At 69.4% G+C, this 8,599-nt stretch carries 7 protein-coding genes; 1 reads left to right on the top strand and 6 read right to left on the bottom strand.

What is annotated here, in order from left to right; translation table 11 throughout:
- Positions 1 to 87 precede the first annotated feature (87 nt).
- Positions 88 to 648 carry a GNAT family N-acetyltransferase gene (locus J7E96_RS11085; protein WP_215130063.1) on the top strand — a complete coding sequence of 187 codons (561 nt, stop codon included), beginning with the start codon at positions 88 to 90 and terminating at the stop codon, positions 646 to 648.
- On the opposite strand, the gene J7E96_RS11080 is transcribed toward J7E96_RS11085, so the two are convergent.
- The 6 genes from J7E96_RS11080 to J7E96_RS11055 all read right to left on the bottom strand — a co-directional run bounded on the left by J7E96_RS11080 (position 645) and on the right by J7E96_RS11055 (position 8,074).
- Positions 645 to 2,390: a TraM recognition domain-containing protein gene (locus tag J7E96_RS11080; protein ID WP_215130061.1), complete on the bottom strand. Its 1,746-nt coding sequence runs from the start codon at positions 2,388 to 2,390 to the stop codon at positions 645 to 647. The genes J7E96_RS11085 and J7E96_RS11080 overlap by 4 nt on opposite strands.
- A gap of 1 nt (position 2,391) precedes the next feature.
- The gene (locus J7E96_RS11075) at positions 2,392 to 3,807 is read right to left on the bottom strand and encodes an ATP-binding protein (protein ID WP_215130059.1); all 1,416 of its coding nucleotides are present in this window, start codon (positions 3,805 to 3,807) and stop codon (positions 2,392 to 2,394) included.
- A 19-nt stretch (positions 3,808 to 3,826) separates the two neighbouring features.
- On the bottom strand, positions 3,827 to 5,380 hold the full coding sequence (locus J7E96_RS11070) for an SCO6880 family protein (protein WP_215130057.1): 1,554 nt from the start codon (positions 5,378 to 5,380) through the stop codon (positions 3,827 to 3,829).
- Positions 5,377 to 6,747, bottom strand: coding sequence for a hypothetical protein (locus J7E96_RS11065; protein WP_215130055.1), 1,371 nt, complete (start codon positions 6,745 to 6,747; stop codon positions 5,377 to 5,379). The genes J7E96_RS11070 and J7E96_RS11065 overlap by 4 nt, the downstream gene beginning before the upstream one ends.
- Positions 6,737 to 7,585: a hypothetical protein gene (locus J7E96_RS11060; RefSeq protein WP_215130053.1), complete on the bottom strand. Its 849-nt coding sequence runs from the start codon at positions 7,583 to 7,585 to the stop codon at positions 6,737 to 6,739. Before J7E96_RS11060 ends, J7E96_RS11065 begins: the two co-directional genes overlap by 11 nt.
- Positions 7,586 to 7,765: 180 nt before the next feature.
- The gene (locus J7E96_RS11055) at positions 7,766 to 8,074 is read right to left on the bottom strand and encodes a hypothetical protein (RefSeq protein WP_215130051.1); all 309 of its coding nucleotides are present in this window, start codon (positions 8,072 to 8,074) and stop codon (positions 7,766 to 7,768) included.
- Positions 8,075 to 8,599 lie beyond the last annotated feature (525 nt).

Raw genomic sequence — 8,599 nt, 5'->3', positions numbered from 1 at the left:
GTGCGGGGCTTTTCTGCGTTCTGGAGCCGCCGGGCTGCCCGCAAAAAGCGCTTGGCTTGCCGGCCGGAGCCGGGTGAGCATCGGGGCATGGACTATGTGATTCGGCCTGTACGTGACGCGGACGAGTGGCCCCGGGTGAGGGAGCTGCGGCTTGCCGCGCTTCAGGATCCGCTGGCGGACATCGCGTTTCTGGAGACGTACGAGAAGGCCCTGACCCAGCCGGACTCCTTCTGGCAGGAGCGTACCGACAGGGCAGTCGCGGGCGACGACGTGCGACAGTTCGTGGCGGAGGCGCGGGACGGGCGGTGGGTGGGGTCGGTCACCGGCATCGTTGAACGGGCAGGTGCGGAGGCCCACTTCGCCCCTTCGCCCGAGGTCGACCAGGTCCACGTGGTCGGAGTCTTCGTACGGCCCGAGGCGCGGGGCACCGGTGTGGCGCAGGAGCTTTTCGGGGCGGCGTTGGACTGGGCGTGGTCGCTCACAGAGCCGCGTGCTGAGCAGGTGCGGTTGTTCGTGCACGAGCGCAACGGGCGGGCCGAGGCGCTTTACGCCAAGGCCGGGTTCGTACGGAGCGGCGTGACGATGGCGCCGCCGGGGGGCCCGGCGGCGAAGGAGTACGAGATGGTGGCTGTGCGGCCGCCGGGTTAGCCGGCGGTCAGGGTGTGGTCCGGCCAGCGGGCCCTGCCCTGTTCCTGCGAACGGAGCAGGACCAGGGTCGGCAGGCCCCGGTCCTGACCGGTCGACAGCAGCTCGGGAAGCTGGGGAAGCGGAGCCACGGCCGCGACGTCGTCCAGGACGAACGTCATTGGTGGGTCGAGCCGACCGTCGGATGACCGTGCGGCCATGCGGCGGCCGTGCTCGACCACGCTTGATGCGAGTGCGGTGAGCAGAGGCATCGCTCCGGGACGCGACTTGGGGTCCTCGATTGCTTCACCCACCACATAAAGCGTGCCCCCCTCGCCCGCAAATGATTCCAAGGTGACCGAATCGGTTCGATTGGGGGTGCAGGCCTCGCGGATATGGATCGAGGAGAGGGCGGCGAGCGCTCGTACCGTCAACTCCTGTGCGATTTCCCGGCGTTCCGGGTACGCGGTGAGTGCGGACTCCAGGAGGCCCGCGGCGCCGCTCGACGCCTTGGGGTGGGTGCGGAGGATACGTACCGCTTCGTGCGCACTGTGTCCCTGCGCCCAGCGGTGCACCTGCCGGAAGGGGCGTCCGTCCACGGCGGCGGCGTGCAGCCAGCTGCTCAGCAGCGTCTCCGCGGTGTCGGCCATGGCGGCGTCCAGCCGCGCCTGGGGCCGTATGGGCGCCAGCAGGGCCACGGCTCGGCCGGCGGCGATGTCGGCGCGCTCGCAGCCGGTGGTGGGGGACCAGTGGAGGCGGGCGGGGGTGTCGCAGAGGTGGCCGGGGTCGTAGACGAGGACGGGGCCGAGCTTGGCCCGGGCGTCCTTGGTCTCGGCCCACAGAGTGGGGTCGGACGTGACGACGAGCGCGGGGCCTTCGGCGTCGAGGACGGCCTGCACGGCGGTGGGGCGGCGGGCTTCGGCGGTGCCGTAGAGGAGGCGGGGGGTGCGGGGAGAGGGGAGGGGCGGGGTGGCTTGGGTGTACGGGCTCGCGGCTGTGCCTTGCTGCGGGCTCGCTTCGGCGACCGGGACGTGCGGCGGCTCCGGCTCCGTGGTTACGTCGTGGGTGCCGTTCAGGGGCGGCGAGGCACCGGTTGGGCCGCCGTCAGCGGTACCGCTAGCGGTGTGGGGGATCCCGCCGGGCCCGAGAGCTGCGCCGAGTTCGTGGCCCGCACTGCCATCGGCGCCTGCTCCGGCGCCCGTTCCAGTACCTGCGCCGACGCCCGCAAGTGGGTGGGGCGAAGCTGCGTAGCCGTGGCCGGCGTCCGTACCCGGTCCGTAGCCCGCACCGGTGTGGGGAAGTCCCTGCGGCCCGTACTCCGCACCCGTACCCGTACCCGCTCCGGTGCCGCCTTCTGGGGCTGCGGTCCTGGCCGACCTCGCCGCCCTCGCCGTCTCGCGCTGCATCTTCAGGCGGGCCAGTACGCCCATCACGAAGATCGTCAGCACGAACAGCACCATCAGCTCGCCGATCAACAGCCCCCAGAACAGCCCGTACCCGGACAGCTGCTCCGGCGGCGTGTCCGGCCACGCCGCCGGGATGTCGTGCGGCGCGCCCATCAGGTGGCGCAGGGCCAGCGGTGTACGGGTGAACGTGACGCCGTCCGGCCACGCGCCGTGGGCGAACAGCCCCGCCAAGCCCGTCGCCAGCCACGCCAAGACCGTCAGACCCAGCAGAAAGGCCAGCAGGCCGACCAGCAGGGAGTCGGGGATGCCCCGCTCGGCCGGGCGCTCGTGGTGGCCCTGCTGCCTGTCGTGGTGTCTCATGTCAGGCGACCGTCGATTCCGAGGACGAGGACTCGCTCATCTGCTGCTCGATGAGCGCCGCCCGCTGCTCCGCCTCCAACTCCGCGGCTCGCAGGTCGTCCGAAATCATCTCTGCCGAGGTCTCCGTCATGGCGCGGTCCGTGAAGACGAGTGGTCGTTCCGCCTCCGTGATGAGGTGTTTGACGACCTGGACGTTGCCGTTCACGTCCCATACCGCGATGCCCGGGGTGAGGGTGGGGATGATTTCGACCGCCCAGCGCGGCAGGCCCAGCACCCGGCCCGTGGCTCGTGCTTCGTCTGCCTTCTGGGCGTAGATCGTCCGGGTTGACGCCATTTTGAGGATTGCCGCTGCCTCCCTCGCCGCCGCGCCGTCCACCACGTCCGAGAGGTGGTGGACCACCGCCACGAACGACAGGCCGAGCCGGCGACCGAACTTCAGCAGGCGCTGGAAGAGCTGCGCGACGAAGGGGGAGTTGATGATGTGCCACGCCTCCTCCACCAGGAAGATGCGCTTCTTGCGGTCCGGCCGGATCCAGGTGTGTTCGAGCCACACCCCCACGATCGCCATCAGGATCGGCATCGCGATCGAGTTGCGGTCGATGTGGGAGAGGTCGAAGACGATGAGCGGGGCGTCGAGGTCGATGCCCACGGTCGTCGGGCCGTCGAACATGCCCCGCAGGTCACCGTCGACCAGGCGGTCGAGGACGAGGGCGACGTCCAGGCCCCATGCCCGTACGTCGTCCAGGTCGACGTTCATCGCCTCGGCGGACTCCGGCTCGGGGTGGCGCAGTTGCTCGACGATGTCCGTCAGGACCGGCTGCCGGTCGAGGATCGTCTCGTTCACGTACGCGTGCGCGACCTTGAGCGCGAAGCCGGACCGCTCGTCGAGGCCGTGCCCCATGGCGACCTCGATGATCGTACGGAGCAGGGCCAGCTGGCCGGTCGTCGTGATCGACGGGTCGAGGGGGTTGAGGCGGATGCCGCCGTTGAGTGCCGCCGTCGGGTCGAGCCGGATGGGGGTTATTCCCAGCTGCTCGGCGATGAGGTTCCACTCGCCGACCCCGTCCTCGCCCTGTGCGTCGAGGACGACGACCTGCCGGTCCTTGAAGCGCAGCTGCCGCAGTACGTACGTCTTCTCCAGCGCCGACTTGCCGTTGCCGGACTCGCCGAGGACGAGCCAGTGCGGCGCGGGGAGCTGCTGTCCGTACAGCTGGAAGGGGTCGTAGATGTAGCCCTTGCCGCTGTAGACCTCGCGACCGATGATCACGCCGGAGTCGCCGAGGCCGGGCGCGGCGGTGGGGAGGTAGACGGCCTGGGCCTGGCCCGTCGACGTACGGACCGGAAGTCTGGTCGTCTCGACCTTCCCGAAGAGGAAGCTGGTGAAGGCATCCGTGACGGCGGACAGCGGATCTCGCATGGCGGGTCTGCCCTCTCGGCTAACGACGGATACCGGTGGCGAACGGCAAGGTGTTGACGAACGCCCGGTGGTGCTCGCGGTCGCACCACTCCAGCTTCAGATACGACTTCCCGGCCGAGGCTCTGATGGTCCGTTTGTCGCGGGCCAGCGCCTCGGGTGAACGCGACGACACAGTGATGTACCCGACCAGGTTCACCCCGGCCGCACCGCTCGCGAGATCTTCACCCCGCTGGTCGAGCCGGCCGTGGGCGGCGATGTCGCGCGGGTCTACGGTGCGGTTCATCTTGGCCTGGCGGCTGGCTTCCGCCTCGTCGTTCGTCTTCTCCGTCAGCATGCGCTCGATGGCGATCTCGGTGGGTTCGAGGTCCATGGTGACGGCGACCGTACGGATGACGTCGGGGGTGTGGACGAGGAGAGGCGCGAGGAAGTTGACGCCGACGGGTGTCATCGGCCACTCCTTGACCCAGGCGGTGGCGTGGCACCAGGGCGCGCGGGTGGAGGATTCGCGGGTCTTGGCTTGCAGATACGTCGCTTCCATGGCGTCCAGCTCGGCCGGCCAGGCGTTGCGCTTGGTCATGGCCTGGATGTGGTCCATGGGGTGGTCGGGGTCGTACATCGAGTGCACGAGGGAGGCGAGGCGACCCTGGCCGAGGGGCTGGCGTACGCGGATGTCGGCCTCCGCGAGCCGCGCGCAGATGTCGGTGAGCTCGCGCGCCATGACGACGGCGAGGCCGGAGTCGCGGTCGAGCTTGCGGCCGCCGTGGGGGCGGGCGGCGCGGGCCATGGCGTTGGCCTCGGCGGCGAGCTCGCGGGAGTAGTGCATGCAGGCGACGAGGTAGGCGCGGTGCTGCTCGCTGGACGTGGAGACCATGGACTGGAGCTGGTCGTACGACTCCTTCAGCCAGCCGGGGGCGTGCGTGTCGCCGCGCTGGGCGACGTCCTTGGCGTGGGCGTCGGGGTCGGCGGGGAGGGTGCGGGCGAGCATCTGGAGGCGGGTGACGAAGCCGTCGCCGTTCGCCACGTGCTTGAGGAGCGTGCCGAAGCGGTCGACGAGGGCTTCCTGGTCCTCGCTGTCGCGCAGGCCGACGCCGGGGCCTTCGATCTCGATGCAGGCGGTGACGGTGCGGCGGTCGGCGTGGAGGAGTACGGCGATTTCGTCGGGGCCGAAGGGGGCGGCGAGCCAGTTGATACGCCCGATGCCGGGCGGGGGGCCGACTTCGACCTCGCGGCCGCTGATGCTGTGAACGCCTGCTTCCATGGCGCCGCTGCGGTAGGTGGTGCCGTTGCGGAGGGTGCGCTTGTAACTGCGGTTGATCTCGAACCACTTGTAGAAGGTGCGGCGCTTGTACGGGACGTACACCGCCATCAGGGCCAGCATCGGGAAGCCCATGAGCAGCACGATCCGCAGGGACAGGACGGGGACCAGCAGGCCGCTCATCATGCCGAGGAACGCGCCGGCGATGATCAGCGCGATCTCGCCGGTCTCGCGGTTCTTGCCGACGATCGCGTTCGGCCGGGCGCGGCCGATGAGATACGTGCGGCGGGGCGTGATGGGTTGGGACTGCGTCGTCAACGCCCTGCACCTCCTGTGCTGTTGTTGCTGGTTCCGGTGCCGGCACCGGTGCCTGTGTTGCCGGTGCTGCGGTTGGTGTGGGTGCTGTTGCTACGGGGGGAGGGGGCGGCGGAGGGGACAGCTCCACCTCCGCCCCCTGCTGTGGGGCCGCCGGTGCCGCGGGCGCTGTGGGCGGCCACGCCGCCGCTGACGGGGTTGGCCTGGCGGGGCGGCGAGCTGTTCCCGCCCCGGTCGCCGCCGCCTCCGCTTCCGCCGCCACGGCTGCTGTGGGTCTTGATGCCCTGTGAGACGAGGGCGGCGGGGGAGCTGATGACGGCGGCCGCCTGGGCGCCGTCGGTGGCCTTGTTGCGGTTGTTGCGGGCGGAGGCGATCTCGTCGCCGAAGCCGGGGACGAAGCGGTAGATCATGCCGGACGCGAAGATCGCCAGCAGGATGATGGCGAGGCCGGAGACGACGGCGGAGAAGGCGTTCGGGCCGTCGTCGGCGGAGAGGGCCCCGGCGAGGCCGAGGACGATCACGATCACGGGCTTGACCATGATGATCGCGATCATGATGCCGGCCCAGCGGCGTACATGGCCCCACATGTTCTTGTCGACGAGCCCCGCGTAGACGACCACGCCGAGGAGCGCGCCGACGTAGAGCAGCAGGGCGCGGATGAACAGTTCGAGGAAGAGGATCCCGGCCGCGAGGATGGTGACGAGCGAGACGACGATCAGCATGATCGGACCGCCGCCGATGTCGTCGCCCTTCTTGAGCGCCTCGGCGAAGGATCCGAAGAACACGTCGGTCTGCCCGCCGGTGCCGGCGGCGATGACCTCGGTGACGCCGTCGGTGGCGGATACGACGGTGTAGAGGATCAGGGGCGTGAAGGCGGACGCGAGGACGGTGAGCCAGAGGAAGCCGATGGCCTCGGAGAGCGCGGTCGCGAGCGGCACGCCACGGATGGCGCGCTTGGCTACGGCGAGCAGCCAGAGGACGAGGGTGAGGATGGCGGAGGCGGCGAAGACGATGGCGTACTGCTTGAGGAACGTGGGGTTGGTGAAGTCGACGTCGGCGGTCGACTTCACGGCGTCGGAGAGCTTCCCAACGATCCAGGCGGCGGCGTCGGCGCAGCCCTTGGCCAGGGAGGAGAGGGGGTCCAGGGACTCGGCGGGGTCGGTGGGGGCGCGGCGGGGGGCGCCGCCACCATCGCCTTCGTCGCAGTACTCCCGTGCGGGTCCGGCGATCAGCGAGCACGGGTTGTCACTCTTGCTGGGGGACGGCTGCGGAGTCGGCGCCGCAGTGGCACGGGTGGCTAGCAGGAACACCGCAGCCTGCATGGCTGTCAGAGCGGCCGCGATCGAGCGAAGCCGAGGGTTACCGGGCATAAGTGAACCCTCCGAATTCATTGACCGCGTTGGCGATCTCGTCGGATCCGGACACCGAGTTGTCGCCGGTAACCGGCGTCGGGCCTTCCTTCTGGCTGGTCTCCAGGACCTTCCAGTCGGATCCGTCCCACTTCAACTTGATCGATACCGTGAACCAGCCGCTCGTTACCGGCTTGGTCGACTTCTCGCCGGTCAGACCGAACAGGCCGGAGCACCAGACATCAATGTCAGCGTTACTGTCGCTGTAATTTCCGACCTTCGTGCCCGCAGGCATGGTGCGATTGACGAAGGTAGACCCGTCCGGTGCGCTGCCGTCCGCGCGGAGACCGATCTGCGTGAGGAACTTGGGGGAGTAGTCGGCGTCGAATCCTGTTTGGAGCCTGGTCAGAGCACTGGGATCGGCGATCGACTGCACGATGTCGTGGCGACGTTCTTCGTTGAACATGCCGTCAGAGCCCAGCGCCACGGCGTAGTTTGCCGCGGCGGACTGCGCGCCCTGCTCGTCATGCGCGAAGCCGGACGGGATCAGCCCGTTCTTGCCTTCGACCGGCTTCACGCCCGTCGCAGACGTCGGCTCCGCGCCGCCGCCCCGTTTCGCCTCATTGAGAGAGCCGGTGTCGCCACCACCCCGGTTCGCGAATGCGATAGCCGCGATCAGCAGCACCACCACGCCCACCACGGTGATGAGGGAACGCGAGGTCCGTACGGGCCGCCGCGCGCCCCCGTACACATCGCTCCCACCGCCCTCGGGCAGGCGGGTGCGGGTCTGGCCGGAGCCGCCGACACGGTCCGTACGACCGCTGTCGCTGCCGTAGCCGTGCTCGTCGCCGAGACTCATGCCGGGTGCGCCCCCTCAACCGTTTGCAGTTCCGCGTAGTACGACGGTAGCCGTGCTGCTTCCCGCGCGGGCGCGGTGTGGTGACTCGACATCAGGGAGACGCAACCTCAGCCAATGGGCACGACGGACGGGTGGGGTGGGTGAGTGGGCCGGGAACACCCGGTGCTGGCTGACGGTGGGTTAAACGGCCATCCCGTACACGATGGTGAAGAGCGTGCCGAGCGAGCCGATGATGAAGACGCCGGTGAGGCCGGCGACGATGAGGCCCTTGCCCTGCTCCGCGCTGAACGTGTCCCTCAGGGCCGTCGCGCCGATGCGCTGCTTTGCGGCTCCCCAGATAGCGATTCCGAGGCAGAGGAGGATGGCGACAGCCATCACGACCTCGATCATGACGCGGGCCTCATTACCCAGGGTCCCGAACGGACCCCAGTTCGGGGCGATTCCACCGATGATGGTGGTGATGTCGCCCTTTTCGGCTGTCAGGTTCATGTAAGTCACCGCCCCTGTCGGGTAGTTCGTCGCCCCTGCCGCACGGCAGGGGTCACCCTCTATCTTCGCTGATGAAACCGCACTGGTATGTCGACTTGGTGGCTGTCTTTACCCGACCTCCGCACGTATCGCCGGTCGGACCGCGCTGACCTGCGGTGCCTACCGGTTGTATTCGGAAACGCGTATGGTCACTCTGTGTATCACGAGGGGTGACTGCGGGCAATGACTGGCGTTATGCACCTTTGGTCGGACGTGGCGCGGAGGGGGCTCGGAAGTGGCACGGAGGGGGGGGCACGGGCGGGGCACGCGGCGGGGCCGCGGCTGCTTCTGGGGGCCGCGCTCACCCGAACGGCTTGCTTCTGGGGGTTTCGGGCCGTCCCGGGCGCTCGAGGGTCGGTGGGCCGGGGCGGCGCGTCAAGGGCGCTCCTGCGTCGCGTCGCTGCGCGAGAACCCTTCGGGCTCCCCTTGACCCGCCGCCCCGGCCCACCGCTAACGCTTGTAGGGGGACGGCCCAAAGAAAAACGC

This window comes from Streptomyces sp. ISL-96 (assembly GCF_018614035.1).
Taxonomy (GTDB): Bacteria; Actinomycetota; Actinomycetes; order Streptomycetales; family Streptomycetaceae; genus Streptomyces.
This window is presented reverse-complemented; position numbering and strand designations above follow the sequence as displayed.

What these genes read in the sequence shown, in the direction of transcription:
- J7E96_RS11060 (WP_215130053.1), bottom strand. Translation starts at nt 7,585, where the DNA reads ATGAGTCTCGGCGACGAGCACGGCTACGGCAGCGACAGCGGTCGTACG.
- J7E96_RS11080 (WP_215130061.1), bottom strand. Translation starts at nt 2,390, where the DNA reads ATGAGACACCACGACAGGCAGCAGGGCCACCACGAGCGCCCGGCCGAG.
- J7E96_RS11065 (WP_215130055.1), bottom strand. Translation starts at nt 6,747, where the DNA reads ATGCCCGGTAACCCTCGGCTTCGCTCGATCGCGGCCGCTCTGACAGCC.
- J7E96_RS11085 (WP_215130063.1), top strand. Translation starts at nt 88, where the DNA reads ATGGACTATGTGATTCGGCCTGTACGTGACGCGGACGAGTGGCCCCGG.
- J7E96_RS11075 (WP_215130059.1), bottom strand. Translation starts at nt 3,807, where the DNA reads ATGCGAGATCCGCTGTCCGCCGTCACGGATGCCTTCACCAGCTTCCTC.
- J7E96_RS11055 (WP_215130051.1), bottom strand. Translation starts at nt 8,074, where the DNA reads ATGAACCTGACAGCCGAAAAGGGCGACATCACCACCATCATCGGTGGA.